Source organism: Halorhodospira neutriphila, assembly GCF_016584055.1.
GTDB classification, from domain to species: domain Bacteria; phylum Pseudomonadota; class Gammaproteobacteria; order Nitrococcales; family Halorhodospiraceae; genus Halorhodospira; species Halorhodospira neutriphila.
The window spans coordinates 1-16,270 of the sequence record NZ_NRSH01000041.1 but is presented as its reverse complement, the minus strand read 5'-3'; the positions used below and the strand labels follow the sequence as shown (position 1 = coordinate 16,270).

Annotated in this window: 15 protein-coding genes; 3 read left to right on the top strand and 12 right to left on the bottom strand. The window is 70.1% G+C overall.

Annotated features, from left to right (window positions below; all coding sequences use genetic code 11):
* The 3 genes from CKO13_RS05255 to CKO13_RS05245 form a co-directional block, all read right to left on the bottom strand.
* On the bottom strand, positions 1-996 hold a 996-nt coding region (locus CKO13_RS05255), incomplete at its 3' end, for a glutathione S-transferase family protein (protein ID WP_200257570.1).
* A gap of 46 nt (positions 997-1,042) precedes the next feature.
* The gene (locus CKO13_RS05250) at positions 1,043-1,615 is read right to left on the bottom strand and encodes a hypothetical protein (RefSeq protein ID WP_200257568.1); all 573 of its coding nucleotides are present in this window, start codon (positions 1,613-1,615) and stop codon (positions 1,043-1,045) included.
* 163 nt (positions 1,616-1,778) lie between these two features.
* Entirely contained in the window at positions 1,779-2,408 is a 630-nt protein-coding gene (locus CKO13_RS05245; RefSeq protein ID WP_200257565.1) for a hypothetical protein, read from the bottom strand.
* 217 nt (positions 2,409-2,625) lie between these two features.
* On the opposite strand from CKO13_RS05245, the gene CKO13_RS05240 reads away from it, so the two are divergent.
* Genes CKO13_RS05240 through CKO13_RS05230 form a run of 3 tightly spaced genes read left to right on the top strand, consistent with a single transcriptional unit; the run spans position 2,626 to position 5,296 of the window.
* Positions 2,626-2,976, top strand: a complete 351-nt coding sequence (locus tag CKO13_RS05240; RefSeq protein ID WP_200257563.1) for a FeoA family protein — start codon at positions 2,626-2,628, stop codon at positions 2,974-2,976.
* The gene (feoB, locus tag CKO13_RS05235; RefSeq protein WP_200257562.1) at positions 2,967-5,009 is read left to right on the top strand and encodes a ferrous iron transport protein B; all 2,043 of its coding nucleotides are present in this window, start codon (positions 2,967-2,969) and stop codon (positions 5,007-5,009) included. The genes CKO13_RS05240 and feoB overlap by 10 nt, the downstream gene beginning before the upstream one ends.
* Positions 5,006-5,296 carry a FeoC-like transcriptional regulator gene (locus CKO13_RS05230; RefSeq protein WP_200257560.1) on the top strand — a complete coding sequence of 97 codons (291 nt, stop codon included), beginning with the start codon at positions 5,006-5,008 and terminating at the stop codon, positions 5,294-5,296. Before feoB ends, CKO13_RS05230 begins: the two co-directional genes overlap by 4 nt.
* Here CKO13_RS05230 and CKO13_RS05225 read toward each other — a convergent pair.
* The 9 genes from CKO13_RS05225 to tgt all read right to left on the bottom strand — a co-directional run bounded on the left by CKO13_RS05225 (position 5,293) and on the right by tgt (position 16,007).
* Positions 5,293-6,033 (bottom strand): TIGR04219 family outer membrane beta-barrel protein, encoded by a 741-nt coding sequence (locus CKO13_RS05225; RefSeq protein ID WP_200257558.1) that lies wholly within the window; start codon positions 6,031-6,033, stop codon positions 5,293-5,295. The genes CKO13_RS05230 and CKO13_RS05225 overlap by 4 nt on opposite strands.
* Positions 6,034-6,109: 76 nt before the next feature.
* A complete protein-coding gene (locus tag CKO13_RS05220) occupies positions 6,110-7,681 on the bottom strand; it encodes a SpoVR family protein (RefSeq protein ID WP_200257556.1) in 1,572 nt (523 codons plus the stop codon).
* A 10-nt stretch (positions 7,682-7,691) separates the two neighbouring features.
* Complete coding sequence (locus CKO13_RS05215; RefSeq protein ID WP_200257554.1) at positions 7,692-8,972, bottom strand: YeaH/YhbH family protein; 1,281 nt, start codon at positions 8,970-8,972, stop codon at positions 7,692-7,694.
* A 21-nt stretch (positions 8,973-8,993) separates the two neighbouring features.
* Positions 8,994-10,940, bottom strand: a complete 1,947-nt coding sequence (locus CKO13_RS05210) for a PrkA family serine protein kinase (RefSeq protein ID WP_200257552.1) — start codon at positions 10,938-10,940, stop codon at positions 8,994-8,996.
* 324 nt (positions 10,941-11,264) lie between these two features.
* Positions 11,265-12,224 carry a protein translocase subunit SecF gene (gene secF / locus CKO13_RS05205; RefSeq protein WP_200257550.1) on the bottom strand — a complete coding sequence of 320 codons (960 nt, stop codon included), beginning with the start codon at positions 12,222-12,224 and terminating at the stop codon, positions 11,265-11,267.
* 3 nt (positions 12,225-12,227) lie between these two features.
* On the bottom strand, positions 12,228-14,084 hold the full coding sequence (gene secD / locus CKO13_RS05200) for a protein translocase subunit SecD (RefSeq protein ID WP_200257548.1): 1,857 nt from the start codon (positions 14,082-14,084) through the stop codon (positions 12,228-12,230).
* 3 nt (positions 14,085-14,087) lie between these two features.
* A complete protein-coding gene (yajC, locus tag CKO13_RS05195) occupies positions 14,088-14,432 on the bottom strand; it encodes a preprotein translocase subunit YajC (protein WP_200257546.1) in 345 nt (114 codons plus the stop codon).
* A gap of 34 nt (positions 14,433-14,466) precedes the next feature.
* Complete coding sequence (gene yajC, locus CKO13_RS05190; protein WP_200257544.1) at positions 14,467-14,817, bottom strand: preprotein translocase subunit YajC; 351 nt, start codon at positions 14,815-14,817, stop codon at positions 14,467-14,469.
* 77 nt (positions 14,818-14,894) lie between these two features.
* Positions 14,895-16,007: a tRNA guanosine(34) transglycosylase Tgt gene (gene tgt / locus CKO13_RS05185; protein WP_200257572.1), complete on the bottom strand. Its 1,113-nt coding sequence runs from the start codon at positions 16,005-16,007 to the stop codon at positions 14,895-14,897.
* Positions 16,008-16,270 lie beyond the last annotated feature (263 nt).

Below are 16,270 nucleotides of genomic sequence, written 5' to 3'. Positions count from 1 at the left end.
GGGATCATCGCGCGCATGCCGGAGCTCGGCCTCGAGCAGCCGCCGCCCGCACCGCCGGCGCGGCGGCTGCTCGAGGCCGAGCTCCGGCATGCGCGCGATGATCCCCTGCGGGTTCAGGGAGGGGTGGCTGCGGTAGTAGTGGTGGCGGATGTGCTCGAAGTCCGTCGTCCCGCGGAAGGCGGGCATCTGGTAGAGCTCGCGGAGGTAGGCCATGAGGTTGGGGTACTCGCGGACGGCGCGCTGCGAGCACTTGAAGTGGATGGCGTAGACGGCGTCGAAGCGGATCAGGGTGGTATAGAGGCAGATATCGGCCTCGGTGAGGCGCTCGCCGCAGAGGTAGCGGCGCCCGCCGAGGATCCGGTCCCAGTGGTCGAGGGCGGCGTAGAGGGCGTCGGCGGCCTCCTCGTAGGCCTGCTGCGTGCCCGCGAAGCCGCAGCGGTAGACGCCGTTGTTGACCGGCTCGTAGAGGGCGTCGATGGTGGCGTCGACCTGCTCGCGCAGCGACTCCGGGGCGAGGTCCACCTCGTAGGTGGCGAGCCCGTCGAAGGCGTGGTCGAGCATCCGCAGCAGCTCGCGGGACTCGTTGTTGACGAGGGTCCGCTCCTTGCAGTCCCAGAGCGCCGGCACCGTCACGCGGCCGCTCGCCTGGGGATCGGCGGCGGTGTAGACCTGGTGGAGGTGCTCGGCGCCGAGGATGGGGTCCGTCGTCGCGCCGGGGAAGCCGCCGCGGAACGCCCAGCCGCCCTCGCCCATCACCGGGTGGGCCACGGAGACCGAGATGACCGGCTCGAGGCCCTTGAGCCGGCGCATGATGAGGACCCGGTGGGCCCACGGGCAGGCGAGGGAGACGTAGAGGTGGTAGCGCCCCGCCTCCGGCGGGAAGCGCCCCTCGGGGCCGATCCAGCCGTGGAAGCGGCTCTCGTCCCGCTGGAACCGCCCCTGCTCATCGCGCCGGTAGCCGTCCTCGACCCACTCGCCCTCGACCAAGACCCCCATGGCCTCGCCTCCTCGTGTCGCGGCCGCCCGCGGGCCGCCGGGGCGCCTAGTCGCTCGCGCCGCCGCCGGGCATCGAGCCGCCGCCCTGCTGGACCTTGCTCTGGAGGCGCTTGAGCTCCTCCATCAGCTGCTGCGTCTCCGGGTGCTGCTCCTGCATGGCCTGGAGCAGCCTCTCCTGGAAGGCGCGCATGTCCTTCTCCATGCGCTTGCGGAACTGCTCGTCCTGCATGGCCTCCTGCTGGGCCTGCTGCAGCTTCATCTGGGCGTCCTGGAACTCCTCGGCGAGCTCCTGCTGCTCCTGCTCGGAGACATCGCCCGACTCGAAGCGGTCGTAGATCTCCTCCATGCGCTGATAGTGGCTCTCGGGGTCGTAGCCGAGATCCTCCATCTTCGCCATGGCCCGGTCCTCGAGGCGCTGCTGGCGCTCCTGCAGCTCCTCGCTCGACTCGAAGGTCTCCTGCTGGATCTCGCCGAGCTTGCGCTGCACCTCCTGGAGCCGCTGCTGCGCCTCCATGCGCTCCGGCTCCTGCCCCGCCTCCTCCTGCTGCTGGGCCTGCGCTTGCAGCGGCGCTGCCACCAGCGCCAGTGCGGCCAACACGGCCATCGCTGTACGGGTCATCGCTCTACTCTCCCTCACGGTGTCGGTGGCCTGAGCACACGCTCCACAGCACGCAGCGCCCTTTACGCTCAAGCCTAGCAAACGGCGCCTCTCCGGCGTCCGGGGCGGGCGGCCGGGCGGCCAGCAGCGGGCCGCCCGGCCCCCCGGCCATCGTCGAGGTGCCTTACTGGCCCTGGCCGCCGGCCTGCTGCTGGCCGCCGCCCTGGCCGGAGCCGCTGCCCATCCGCTGGCGCATCTTCTGGCGCATCTCGGCCTGGAGGCTGCGCATCTCCTGCATCATCTCCTCGGCCTTCGGGTGGTCCTCCTTCATCGTGCTGACCAGGTCCTGCTGGAGCTGGCGGCGCTCCTTCTCCCAGCCCTTGACGAACTCCTTGTCCTGCATCGCCTCCCGCTGGGCCTTCTGGATCTCCTGCTGGAGCTTGCGGTCCTTCTTGAGCCGCTGCTGGGCCTCCTCGCCCGAGAGCTCGCCGCTCTTGAGCTTGCTCATCGTCTTCTCGAGGCGCTCGATCTTCTCGTCCACGTTCTTGTAGCCGAGGTCCTCCATCTTGCTGATGAGCTGGTTGTCGAGCTTCTCGGCGCGCTCCTGGAGCTTGGGGTTGTTCTCCAGGGTCTGGCGCTGCATCTGGGTCAGCTTCTGCTGCAGCTTCTGCATCCGCTGCTGGGCCTGCATCTGGGGCGCATTGCCCTGGGCGCCCTGGCCGGGCTCGCCGGCCGTGGAGCCGGTCTGCGCCTGGGCCGTCGTGGCCGTGGCGAGGAGCAGGGCCAGCACGGAGGCGGTGAGTCGGCGGAACATAGTCTCTCTCCTTATGTGAAGTGCTCAGGCAGTCAGTCGCGGACCGAATTCGAGGTCGTACGACGCAGAGACAGCGCCCCGCTCAGGATGGTTCCTGGGCGGGGTGCGTCACTTTCTGCAATTGCAACTCATTCTCATATGTAGTAGAAATCGCTTGACGTGCATCGATACCATCGATGGCACGCATAGAGGACATCGATAGAAGGTGGAGGCGGCCATGAAGAGACTGCAGTGGACAACACCCCCGGCTGCGGGAGAGCACTACGCTATCGAAGATGAGGGGTCAGAAGCCAGTCCGGGGGGCGCCGCGAGCCACCCGCTCCACGAGCTCCGCCCCGGGACGCAGGCCGTGGTCCAGGGCATCGACGGCGGCTACGGGATCCTCGACCGCCTCTCCGCGCTCGGCCTGGTGCCGGGCACCTGCCTGCAGATCCTCCGCAACCCCCGGCGCGGGCCGATCCTGATCCAGATCCACAACACCCGGGTCGCCGTCGGCCGCGGCCAGGCGCACAAGGTCCGGACCGCGCCGCTCGGGGAGCCGCTGACCGAGGAGGGGCGATGGCAGTAAGCGAGCCCGCCCGCTCCGGCGCGGCCGAGGAGCCGGCCACCGCCGAGATCGCCCTGCTCGGCCAGCCCAACGTCGGCAAGAGCACGGTCTTCAACACCCTCACCGGGCTCCGCCAGCACATCGGCAACTGGCCGGGGAAGACCGTCGGGCGCAAGGAGGGGTGGATCGAGCTCGAGGGCCGGCAGCAGCGGCTCGTCGACCTGCCCGGGACCTACAGCCTCACGGCCGGCTCCGAGGAGGAGCGGATCGTCCGCGACTACCTCCAGCACCAGCAGCCGGAGGTCGTCGTCTTCCTCGCCGACGCCGTCGCCCTCGAGCGCAGCCTCTACCTGCTCAGCGAGGTGCTAGCACTCCACAAGCGCGTGGTCGTCGGCCTCAACCGCATGGACGTCGCCCGGCGCCACGGCATCCACGTGGATCCGCAGGCGCTGGCCCAGGCCCTCGGCCTGCCCGTGGTCACCCTGATCGCCCGCGACGCCACCGGTATCACGGAGCTGCTCGCCAGCGTCGAGGCGCTCCGGCGCGAGCCGCAGCGCTGCCAGCCGAGCCCGCCGCAGGTGCGCGCGCGCAGCGCCGCGGCCCTGGAGCGCATCGCCGAGCGGATCCGGCCGGCCGCCCCCGCCCCCTACGACCCGCGCTGGCTCGCCCAGAAGCTCCTCGAGGGGGACCCGCAGGTGCGCGACTGGGCCGAGGAGTGGCTCTCGCCGGCGGAGTGGGAGGCGCTCGACCACGAGCTCCACCACCACGAGGAGGCGGTGCTCGATATCCTCGGCGCCCGCTGCGACTGGGTCCAGTCGGTGGTGCAGGCGGCCGTCGAGCGCCCCCGGGCGGGGCAGGCCTCGTGGACCGACCGGCTCGACCGCGTGGCGACCCACAGCGTCGGCGGCCCGGCGCTGCTCCTCGCCCTCCTCGCCGGGGTCCTGGGCCTGACCTTCCAGATCGCCCTGCCCCTGCAGGGCTGGCTCGACGCTACCGTCGTCCAGCCGGCGGCCGCAGGGGTCGAGGCGCTGCTCGCCCCGGCGCCGGGCTGGCTCTCGGGGCTGGTCGTCGACGGGCTGATCACCGGGGTGGGGACGGTGCTCACCTTCCTGCCCATCCTCGCGATCTTCTTCACGCTCATGGGCCTGCTCGAGGACAGCGGCTACCTCGCCCGGGTCGCCCTCCTCCTCGACCGGTTCATGCACGCCGTGGGCCTGCACGGCAAGAGCGCCCTGCCGCTGACCCTGGGGCTCGGCTGCAACGTCGTCTCGGTGGTCGGCACGCGGATCATCGAGTCACGGCGCGAGCGGCTGCTGACCATCCTCCTCGCCCCGCTCGTGCCCTGCTCCGCCCGGCTGGCGGTGCTGGCGGTGCTCGCCCCGATCTTCTTCGGCGACTGGGCGCTGCCCGTCACCCTCGGGCTGATCGGGCTCAACCTCGCGGTGCTCGGCGGGCTGGGGCTGCTCCTGCACCGGACCGCCTTCCGCGGCGAGAGCAGCGCCTTCCTCATGGAGCTGCCCCTCTACCAGCGCCCGCACCTGCGCACGACGATGTACCACGTCTACGCCCACCTCAAGGAGTTCGTGCGCAAGGCCGGCACGGTCATCGTGGTCGCCGCCGCCGCCATCTGGGCCCTCTCCGCCTTCCCCGGGCCGGGGATCGAGAACAGCGCCCTGGCGCAGCTCGGCCACGGGCTGGCCCCGCTCGGCGACCTGATGGGCCTCGACTGGCGGCTGATCGCCGCGCTGCTGTCGAGCTTCGTCGCCAAGGAGGTGGCGATCTCGACGCTCGGCATCCTCTACGGGCTCGGCGAGGAGGCGCAGGGGCTGGCGGCGACGCTGCCGAGCGTCGTCGACCCGGCCTCCGGGCTGGCCTTCCTCGCCGTGACGATGCTCTTCATCCCGTGCATGGCCACGGTCGCCGCCATCCGCCAGGAGACCGGCGGCTGGCGCTGGCCGGCGGTGAGCGTCGCCCTGCTCCTCGGGGTCTCCGTGCTCAGCGGGATCGCCGTCTACCAGGGCGCCCTGCTCCTCGGGCTGGGGGGCGGGGCGTGATCCGCCAGGTGCTCGCCGAGCTCAGCGCCGCCGGCGGCGCCGTCGACCGGCGGCGGCTGGCGCGGCGGCTGGCGATCTCGCCGCAGATGCTCGAGACCGTGCTCGAGCGCCTCAGCGCCGCCGGCTATGTGGAGGGGATCACGGCATCCTCCGCGGCGTGCCGGCCGGCGGCGTGCCACGAGTGCCCCGTCGGCTCGGCGTGCGCCGGCGGCGGGGGCGGCCCGGGCCAGCAGCTGTGGTGCCTGACCGAGGCCGGCCGCCGCGCCGCCACCGCGCCGCCGGACTAGAAGCGCAGGAAGGCGCCGGCGTAGGGGCCGCTGAAGGAGACGTCGATGGTGACGTCGTCGAAGTCGTCGAGCTCCACCGCCATGTCGCGGTAGCCGATCATGGCGCCGGCGTACCACCACTTGTAGGCCAGGTGGGCCTGGGTGTCGGTGATGGAGTGGCCGTCGTAGCTGAGGATCTTGGTCGAGGCCTCGATCTTGAAGCGGGTCGTGGGGATGTCCAGCCCCAGCCGGCCGTAGGCCATCGGCAGCGGCCCGGAGAAGTTCAGCTCCTCCTTCTGCGCGTTGCTCTCGACGAGGATCCGCCCGTCGATGACCTTGCCGGTAAGGCCGATATCGACGTCGAGGTACGGCAGCGGCAGCGGCGACCAGAAGAGGGTGATGTCCGTCTGGTCGAGCTCGACGACGCTGTCGACCGAGGTGCTAGCGCTGATATCGCCGTAGTCGAAGTTGAGGGTGCCGCTGCCCTGCTCCTCGAGCCCGGTCCGCTCGACGCGGATGCTGGGGATCACCGGCACGGGGTGGTCCCACTCGAGCCAGGCGTTGAGGTCCTCGTCGCCGTCGAGGCCGAGGTCGTCCTCCACGTCGAAGGTGCTCCCGTCAAACTTCTGGGTGCCGTCGGGGTCGTGGGACCAGAGGTTGACCCCGCCGGAGAGGCCGAGGATCCCGCCGGTGGCGTGGGCGGCGCCGGTGCTGAGCAGCAGCCCGGCCGCTGCGGTCGTGGTGAGGGCTCGACGCATAAGAGGGCCTCCTGAGCGTGGCAAACCGAGATCAGCATACCACCGCCCGGGGCGCGCCCCAATCCCGCTCGCGGCATCAGGCCACCGGCGAGGCCGGGTCGACCTCCGGGTACTCGTTGACGGCCCGCTCCGTGACCGGATTCACCTCGTAGAGCTTGACGCCGTACCCCCACAGGTTCGCCAGGTGGCGGAGCACGGCGAAGGCGTCGCTGCGCTCCAGGGTCACGCCGTCGGTGATCCGGTGCTCGAGGATGAGCTTGCGGTCGCCGGTGAGGTCGACGTCGACCACCTGGATATCGGGCTCGAGGTGCGCGATGTCGTGGCGCTGGGCCAGGGAGCGGCGGATGTCGCGGTAGCCGGCCTCGTCGTGGATGGCGTCGACCACCAGCTCCGGCGACGCCGCCTCGTCGTGGAGGCGGAAGAGCCTGAAGTCGCGGATGACCTTGGGGCTGAGGAACTGGAGGATGAAGCTCTCGTCGCGGAACTCCCGCCACGCCTCGTGCCAGAGCCCGACCCAGTCGCCGCTGCCGGCGATCCCCGGGAACCAGCGCCGGTCCTCCTCGGTGGGCTCGGTGGCCATGCGCTGGAGGTCCTGGAGGATGGCGAAGCCGAGGGCGTAGGGGTTGATGCTGGAGAAGCGCCGGTCGTCGAAGCCGGGCTGGAAGACGACGTTGGTGTGGTTGTGCAGGCACTCGAGGAAGGCGCCGTCGGTGAGCTGCCCGCGCTCGTGGAGCCGGTTCATGACGTAGTAGTGGACCGCGGTGGCGCACCCCTCGTTCATGACCTTGGTCTGCTTCTGCGGGTAGAAGTACTGCGCGATGTTGCGCACGATGCGCAGCAGCTCCCGCTGCCAGTGCTCCAGGCGCGGGGCGCGCTTCTCGAGGAAGTAGAGGAGGTTCTCCTCGGGCAGGCCGAGGCGCTGGCGGCGCGCCGCCACCGGGTCGTCCTCGTCGCCGAGGGGGTCTTCGGGATCCCCGGGGACCGTGCGCCAGAGGTCGTTGTAGGTCTGCTCCTCGTAGCGGATGCGCTCGATCTCCCGGTCGCGCTCCTCGCGCAGGCTGCGCGAGCGCGGCTTGGGGTAGCGGTGCACGCCCTGGGTCATCAGGGCGTGGGCGGCGTCGAGGACGCGCTCGACGGCCTGCACGCCGTAGTGCTCCTCGCACTCGGTGACGAAGCCCTTGGCGAAGTCGAGGTAGTCGAGGATGCCGTCGGCGTCGGTCCACTCCCGGAAGAGGCGGTTGTTCTTGAAGAAGTGGTTGTGGCCGAAGGCCGCGTGGGCCAGGACCAGCGTCTGCATGGTCAGCGTGTTCTCCTCCATGATGTAGGAGATACACGGCTTGGAGTTGATGACGATCTCGTAGGCGAGCCCGGTGTAGCCCTTGCGGTAGAGCATCTCGTCGTGGGCGAAGTGCTTGCCGAAGGACCAGTGCCGGTAGAACAGCGGCAGGCCCATGGAGGCGTAGGCGTCGAGCATCTGCTCGGAGTCGATGACCTCGATCTGGTTCGGGTAGGTATCGAGGCCGAGCTCGCCGTGGGCGATCTCGGCGACGGCGTCGTAGACGCGCATGACGTCCCGGTAGCCCCAGTCGGAGCCGGTGAAGAGCGGCTGCCCCGTGGGCGCCCGGGTCTCGGTCGCTGGTTCCGTCATAGGCCTGGCCTCATGCCTTGAGCTCGGCGGGCGTGAAGAGGTCCCGGAAGACCGGGAAGATATCGCTCCGGGTCCGGACCCGGCGCATGGCGAGGGGAGACTCCCCCTCGGCGAGGCGCTCGTAGGCGCGCCACAGGTCCGAGGTCAGGTGCACGGCCTGCCCCGAGCCCACCTCGATGTAGGCGAAGTACTGGCACAGCGGCAGGATCGAGCGCTGCATCAGCCGCGTGGTGGCGGGGTTATCCGCCGGGGTGTTGTCGCCGTCGGAGGCCTGCGCCCCGTAGATGTTCCAGTCCCCGACGGGATAGCGCGCCTCGACGATCTCCCGCATCATCTCCAGCGCCGGCGAGACCAGGGTCCCGCCGGTTTCCCGGGAGTAGAAGAAGGTGTCCTCGTCGACCTCCTGGGCGATGTGGGTGTGGCGGATGAAGACGAGGTCGACGTAGCGGTAGCGCCGCTCGAGGAAGAGGTAGAGGAGCATGAAGAAGCGCTTGGCGAGGTCCTTCATCTCCTCGGTCATGGAGCCGGAGACGTCCATCAGGCAGAACATGACCGCCTGGGAGGCCGGCTGGCGGACCTGCTCGTAGCGGTTGTGGCGGATATCCACCGGGTCGATGTAGGGGATCGAGCGGGTCCGCTCCCGCTTGCTCCGGCGCAGCTCGATGAGCTCGCGCAGCCGCTCGGGCTCGGCGCCGCTACGCTCGAGCCGGTCGATCTCCTCGTCGAGCTCGCGGAGCTCCTCGCCCTTGGGCCGCTGCAGGGCGATCCGCCGCGACAGGGAGTTGCGCATGGTGCGCTCGACATTGAGGCTCGACGGCGAGCCGCTGACCGAGAAGCCGGCCCGCTGCAGGGTGTACTGGTCGGAGCGCTTGACCTGGCGCTTGACCAGGTCCGGCAGCTCCAGCCCCTCGAAGAAGAGGTCGAGGAACTCGTCGCGGCTGAGGGCGAAGGTGAACTCGTCCTCGCCCTCCCCCGACGGGCTGCCCTCCCGGCTCCCCCCGCCGCTGCCTTCCTCGGGCCGCGGGATGGTGTCGCCGACGACGTACTCCTTGTTGCCCGGCAGGACGTGCTCGCGCACGCCGCTGTCGGCGGACTTGCGGAAGGTCGGCTCGTGGAGGCCGTCGGTGGGGATGGTGATCTGCTCACCCCCCGCCACGTCGGCCACCTTGCGCTTGCTCGAGGCCTCGTTGACCGCGTCGAGCACCTGGCGCTTGGCCCGGCGCAAGAAGCGCTGGCGGTTCGCCAGGCTCTTGCCCTTCGGGTTGCGGCGCCGATCGATGATATTCACCAAGGGCAGCTCACCTCCGCCGGATCAGCCGGCTTGCTTGACGCGCATGTACCACTCCACCAGGCGGCGGACCTGGCGCTCGGTGTAGCCGCGCTCGATCATGCGGCGGACGAACTCCGTGTGCTTGCGCTCGGTCTCCGAGTCGCTCTTGGCCGTGAAGCTGATCACCGGCATCAGGTCCTCGACCTGGCTGAACATCCGCTTCTCGATGACCTCGCGGACCTTCTCGTAGGCGGTCCAGCTCGGCATGACCCCACCCTGCTGCGCCTTGGCGCGCAGGGCGAACTTGACCACCTCGTTGCGGAAGTCCTTGGGGTTGGCGATCCCCGCCGGCTTCTCGATCTTGGTCAGCTCCTGGTTCAGCGCCTGGCGGTCCATGAGCTGCCCGGTGTCCGGATCCTTGAAGTCCTGGTCCTCGATCCAGGCGTCGGCGTAGGCGACGTAGCGCTCGAAGAGGTTCTGCCCGAAGTCCTCGTAGGACTCGAGGTAGGCCTTCTGGATCTCGTTGCCGATGAACTCGGCGTACCGCGGGGCGAGCTCGGTCTTGATGATCTCCAGGTACTTGCGCTCGGTCTCCTCCGGGAACTGCTCGCGCTTGATGTTCTGCTCGAGCAGGTAGAGCAGGTGGACCGGGTCGGCGGCGACCTCCTCGGTCTCGTAGTTGAAGGTCTGCGAGAGGACCTTGAAGGCGAAGCGCGTCGAGATCCCGTCCATGCCCTCGTTGACCCCGGCCTGGTCGCGGTACTCCTGCATCGACTTGGCCTTGGGGTCGGTCTCCTTGAGGCTCTCGCCGTCGTAGATGCGCATCTTCGAGTAGAGGCTGGAGTTCTCGTGCTCCTTGAGGCGGGTGAGCACCGAGAAGCGGGCCATGATCTCCAGCGTCCACGGCGCGCAGGGGGCGTCGGCGAGCTCGCTCTCGCGGATGAGCTTGTCGTAGATCTGCTTCTCCTCGGTCACGCGCAGGCAGTACGGGACCTTGATCACGGAGATCCGGTCGAGGAAGGCCTCGTTGTTCTTGTTGTTGCGGAAGCTCTGCCACTCCGACTCGTTGGAGTGGGCCATGACCAGCCCGTGGAAGGGGATGGCGCCGATGTTCTCCGAGCCGACGTAGTTGCCCTCCTGCGTGGCCGTCAGCAGGGGGTGGAGCATCTTGATCGGCGCTTTGAACATCTCGACGAACTCGAGGATGCCCTGGTTGGCGCGGTTGAGCCCGCCGGAGTAGCTGTAGGCGTCGGTGTCGTTCTGGCTGTAGAGCTCGAGCTTGCGGATATCGACCTTGCCGACGAGCGAGGAGATGTCCTGGTTGTTCTCGTCGCCGGGCTCGGTCTTGGCGACGGCCACCTGGCGCAGCTTCGACGGGTAGAGGCGCACCACCTGGAAGCGGCGCAGGTCGCCGCCGAGCTCGTCGAGGCGCTTGACCGCCCAGGGCGAGAGCAGGCCACTGAGCTTGCGCCGCGGGATGCCGAAGCGCTCCTCGAGCTCCGGGCCGTGCTGGTCGGGGTCGAAGAGCCCCAGCGGGCTCTCGAAGACCGGGCTGATCTCGTCGCCGGCCTTGAGCACGTAGACCGGGTAGTGCTCCATGAGCTGCTTGAGCCGCTCGGCGAGCGAGGACTTGCCGCCGCCGACGGGGCCGAGCAGGTAGAGGATCTGCTTGCGCTCCTCGAGCCCCTGGGCGGCGTAGTTCAGGAAGCCGACCAGCCGCTCGATGGTCTCCTCCATGCCGTAGAAGTCCTCGAAGGCCGGGTAGATCTTGATCGTCCGGTTGAGGAAGATCCGGCCGAAGCGCTCGTCCTTGGAGGTATCGATCACCTGCGGCTCGCCGATGGCGGCGACGAGCCGCTCCGCCGGCGAGGCGTAGGCCATGGGGTCGTCCCGGCAGAGCTCCAAGTACTCTGCCAGGCTCATGCTCTGCTCCTGGCGCCGCTCGTAACCGCGTGCGTAGCGTGCGATCAGGTCTTCAGCGGTATCCATATGCAACACCCCCTCACGGAGTCTCGGAGTGAAGTCGCCGTAGCGCGAGGCGCCTCATCAAGGTTAGACGCGGGATCACGAGTGGTTGTTCCGGAGTCGCTGCTTCCGGAGCGTAGCCCCTGCGGCGGGGCCGCCCTTGGCCTTCCAAGGGCCATAGCCACCCCCTGAAGATTAGCGGTTATACGGGCTCGGTGCGGTAGGCCGCTGGCTCCAGCATAGCGCTACCGGGCGCGCAAGGGCAGTCCTGCGTGCGGCGGCTTCCGGCGGAGGGGGGAAGGGAACCCCGGGGCCGGCCCGGCTCGGGCCGGCCCCGGAGGGGTGGGGCTAGGAGCGGCTGCTGGGGGGCATGCCGGTCTGGTCCGGCTGGTCGGCGCCCTCCTTCTCGGGCGGCATCAGGTCCTGCTTGCTCACCCCCAGGGCCAGGGAGCTGGCGCTGGCGATGAAGATCGAGGAGTAGGTGCCCACCACGATGCCGACGAGCAGCGCCAGCGAGAAGCCGCGCAGGGTCTCGCCGCCGATGAGCAGCAGCGCGCCGACGACCAGCAGCGTCGTCAGCGAGGTGACCAGCGTCCGCGACAGGCTCTGGTTGATCGCCAGGTTCATGATGTGCTCGGTGCTGCCCTTGCGCACCTTGAGGAAGTTCTCGCGCACCCGGTCGGAGACGACGATGGTGTCGTTGAGCGAGTAGCCGATGGTCGCCAGCACCGCGGCGAGCACGGTCAGGTCGAAGGGCAGCCGCATCAGCGAGAAGAACCCGAGGATCAGCAGGATGTCGTGGACCAGCGCCGCCACCGCGCCGAGGGCGAAGCGGTACTCGAAGCGGAAGGCGACGTAGAGCAGCACCCCGCCGAGGGCGTAGAGCAGCGCCAGGAGCCCCTTCTGGGTGAGCTCGCGGCCGACCTCCGGGCCGACGAACTCCACCCGCTGGAGGGTGGCGTCCGCCCGGTCCTGGCGCAGCCGCTCGAGGATCTGCTGCGAGACCGTCGACTGCTCGACGCCGTCCAGGGGCGGGACGCGGACCAGCACCTCGCGGCTCGAGCCGAAGTGCAGGACCTCGGCGTCCTCGTAGGCCGACCCCTGCAGGGCCGCCTTGACCTCGGCGACCTCCACCGGCTCCTCGTAGGCCGTCTCCACGAGGGTGCCGCCGGTGAAGTCGAGCCCCAGGTGGAGGCCCTGGACGAGCAGCGAGCCGAGGGAGAGGACCAGCAGCACCGCCGAGAGGGCGAAGCCGACGCGGCGCCGGCCCATGAAGTCGATGTTGGGGACGTTCTTGAACAGCTCCATGGCTTAGATCTTGAGCTCCGTGAGCTTGCGTCCGCCGTAGATCAGGTTGATCGCCGCGCGGGTGCCGATGATGGCGGTGAACATCGAGGTCGCCAGGCCGATGGCCAGCGTCACGGCGAAGCCCTTGACCGGGCCGCTGCCGAAGATCCACAGCACGAGCGCGGCGATCAGCGTCGTGATGTTGGCGTCGGCGATGGTGCCGAGGGCCTTGGCGTAGCCGGCGTCGATGGCCGTCTGGAACGCCGTGCCGGCCTTGAGCTCCTCGCGGATGCGCTGGAAGATCAGTACGTTGGCGTCGACGGCCATGCCCACGGTGAGCACGATGCCGGCGATGCCCGGCAGCGTCAGCGTCGCCTGGAGCATGGAGAGGATGGCGACGATGATCACCAGGTTGGCGAGCAGCGCCAGGTTCGCCACCACCCCGAAGACGCGGTAGTAGGCCGCCATGAAGCCGATGACCAGCAGGAAGCCGATGGTCACCGCCCAGAAGCCGCGCTGGACGTTCTCGGCGCCGAGGCTCGGCCCGATGGTGCGCTCCTCGACGATGCGGATCGGCGCCGCCAGCGAGCCGGAGCGCAGCAGCAGCGCCAGGTCGCTGGCCTCCTGGGAGCTCAGCCCGGTGATCCGGAAGTTGCTGCCCAGGGCCTCCTGGACCGTGGCGACCGAGATCACCTCCTGCTCCTGGCGGGTCACCCGCTGGGGCTCGCCGTCGACGAGCTCCGTCTCGGAGACCTGCTCGCTGAACAGCACCGCCATGTGGTCGCCGACGCGATCGCGCGTGGCGCGGTTCATGATCCGCCCGCCGGCGCCGGAGAGCCGGACGCTGACCTCGGGGGCCCCGCTCTGCTGCCCGATGGCCGCCGAGGCGTCGGTGATCCGCTCGCCGCTGAGGATCGGGTCGCGCTCGAGCAGCACGTAGCCGCCCTCGCGCCGGGGGAAGAGCTCCGAGCCCGGCGGGGGCGGATCGTCGGCGCCGCCGGTGTACGGGAAGTGGCTCTCGTCGACGAAGCGGAACTCGAGCGTCGCCGTCGTGCCGATGATCTCCTTGGCGCGGGCCGGGTCCTGGATGCCGGGGAGCTGGATGACGATCCGCCGCGCCCCCTGGCGCTGGACCACCGGCTCGGCGATGCCGAGCTCGTTGACGCGGTTGCGCAGGGTGGTGAGGTTCTGCTGGACGGCGCGGTCGCGCATCTCGCGGCGCTGCTGCTCGCCGACGGCGGCGATGAGCAGCGGCTCGCCGCCCTCCTCCGCCGTGCGCAGCTGGACGCCCTCGACGCCCTCCTCGATGGCAGCCGCCGCCTGCTCCCGCGCCTCGGGGGTGCGGAAGGCGACGCGGACCGCGGCGCCGTCGGCCAGCTCCAGCGCGGTGTAGCGGATCCGCTCCTGGCGCAGCAGGGTGCGGATATCCTGCTGATAGCCCTCGACGGTGTCCTCGATCAGGGCCTCGACGTCCACCTCCATGAGGAAGTGCACGCCGCCGCGCAGGTCGAGGCCGAGGAACATCGGCTCGGCCCCGAGGGCGCGCAGCCACTCGGGCGTCGAGGGCACGAGGGTCATCGCCACGGAGTGCCCGGCGCCGAGCTTGCCGTCGACCAGGTCCGAGGCGCGCATCTGCCGATCGGTGGAGCCGTAGCGCAGCACCCAGCGCTGATCGCGGCGCTCGGCCGCCATCGGCGGGATCTCCCGCTCCTCAAGGAAGGCGAGGACCTCGGAGCGCGTCGACTCGGCGGGGTAGCCGCCGTCGTCGGTGGTGACGACCACCGAGGGGTCCTCACCGAAGAGGTTGGGCAGCGCGTAGACCGCGCCGACGGCCAGGACAGCGACGACGAGTAGGTACTTCCAGAGGGGATAGCGATTCAACGGCTACTGCCCCTTCTTCTCCTGCTCCTTGAGGGTGCCCTTGGGCATGACGTTGGCCACGGCGTTCTTCTGGACCCGGACCTGGACGCCGCTGCCGAGCTCGAGGGTGGCGAAGGTGTCGCCCACGGCGGTGACCCGGCCGAGCAGGCCGCCATTGGTCACCACCTCGTCGCCCTGGCTCAGCCCCTCGACCATCTCCCGGTGCTCCTTGGCGCGCTTGGTCTGCGGCCGGATGAGCAGGAAGTAGAACAGGGCGACCATGCCGACGAGCAGCAGGACGCTGAACCAGACGTTGGGCTGCTGGGGCTGCTGCGCCTGGGCCCAGGCGCTCGAGATGAAGAAGTCCATAGGGCTCGCTCCGTTGTCTCCGTAGAGGGGTGTCTCAGGCGTTGGCACCGCCACCCTGGTAGGTGCCCTTCGGCATGACGCCGCCGACCATGTCGCGCTTGATCTGCCACTCGACGCCGTCGGCCACCTCCAGGTGCACGAACTGCTCGTCGAGCCGGGTGATGCGCCCGAGCACGCCGCCGTTGGTGACGACCTCATCGCCCTCGCCGAGCCCCTGCACCATCTGCTGGTGGGCCTTCATGCGCTGGCGCTGGGGGCGGATGAGCAGGAAGTAGAACACCGCCACCAGCAGCGCGGTGAACAGCAGGGAGAAGAGCATGTCGCCGCCGCCGGCGGGGCTCGCCTGCTGGGCGTGGGCCGGGGAGATGAGAAAGTCCGTCGCCATGGCGCGCTCCCTTCCGAAGCCGTGTCTGTTCGTCGCGCCGGGCCGCGGGGCCGGACGGCGCAAGGGGCCGTATTATGTCACAGTGTGGGCGCTGTTTGCCCCCGCCGCGCATAGAAATCGTCGACAAAGCCGGCCAGGGCGCCGTCGCGGATTGCCGCACGCAGGCCGGCCATCAGCCGCTGGTAGTAGCGCAGGTTGTGGATCGTCGCCAGCCGCGCGCCGAGCATCTCGCCGCAGCGGTCGAGGTGCTTGAGGTAGGCGCGGGAGTAGTGCCGGCACGTATAGCAGTCGCACGCCGGGTCGAGGGGCGCCGTATCGCGCCAGTAGCGGCTGTTGCGCAGCCGGATCAGCCCCTCGGAGGTGAACAGGAAGCCGTTGCGGGCATTGCGGGTGGGGATGACGCAGTCGAAGAGGTCGATGCCGCGGCGGACGCACTCGACGAGGTCCTCGGGCTTGCCCACCCCCATCAGGTAGCGCGGCCGGTCCGCCGGCAGCTGCGGCTCCAGCGCCTCGAGGACGGCGTCGCGCTCGGCGCGCGGCTCGCCCACCGACAGCCCGCCGACGGCGTAGCCGTCAAAGCCGATGCCGGTCAGCCCGCTCAGCGACGCCCGGCGCAGGTCGGCGTAGACGCCGCCCTGGACGATCCCGAACAGGGCCGCCGGATTGTCGCCGTGGGCGGCGCGGCTGCGCTCGGCCCAGCGCAGCGACAGCTCCATGGAGCGCCGCGCCTCGGCGTGCGCCGCCGGGTACGGCGGGCACTCGTCGAAGATCATGGCGATATCCGCGCCGAGCTCGCGCTGGACCGCCAGCGACTCCTCCGGCCCCATGAAGACGCGGGCGCCGTCGCTCGGCGAGCGGAAGTAGACGCCCTCCTCGGCGACCTTGCGCAGCTTGCCCAGGCTGTAGACCTGGAAGCCGCCGGAGTCGGTGAGGATCGGGCCGGGCCAGTGCATGAAGCCGTGGAGGTCGCCGTGCAGGCGCACGATCTCCGTGCCCGGGCGCAGCCACAGGTGGAAGGTGTTGGCGAGCACGATCTCGGCGCCGAGGCCGGTGAGCTCCTCGGGCGTGACCCCCTTGACGGTGCCGTGGGTCCCCACCGGCATGAACGCCGGGGTCTCGATCGAGCCCCGCGGCAGGTGCAGCCGCCCCCGCCGCGCCGGCCCGTCGGCGGCGAGGCGCTCGAAGCGCAGCCCCCGCCACGGCCGCGACTCATGCGCCGCTTGCACAGTGGCACTCCTCTCCTCAGCGGATGGCCCCCAGCCCACCGGGGCGGCGGGCTGACCGGCGCGCCAGCCTAGCGCTCCGCGGCCTCGAGGGGTACCCCCTCGAAGAGCTCCACGCGGCCGCTGCCGAGCTCGTAGACGCCGCCGACGACCGCCAGCCGCCCCGCCGCCAGGCGCTCGGCGAGCACCGGCGAGGCACTGCGCAGCCGCCGGGCCACGGCGGCTGCGCA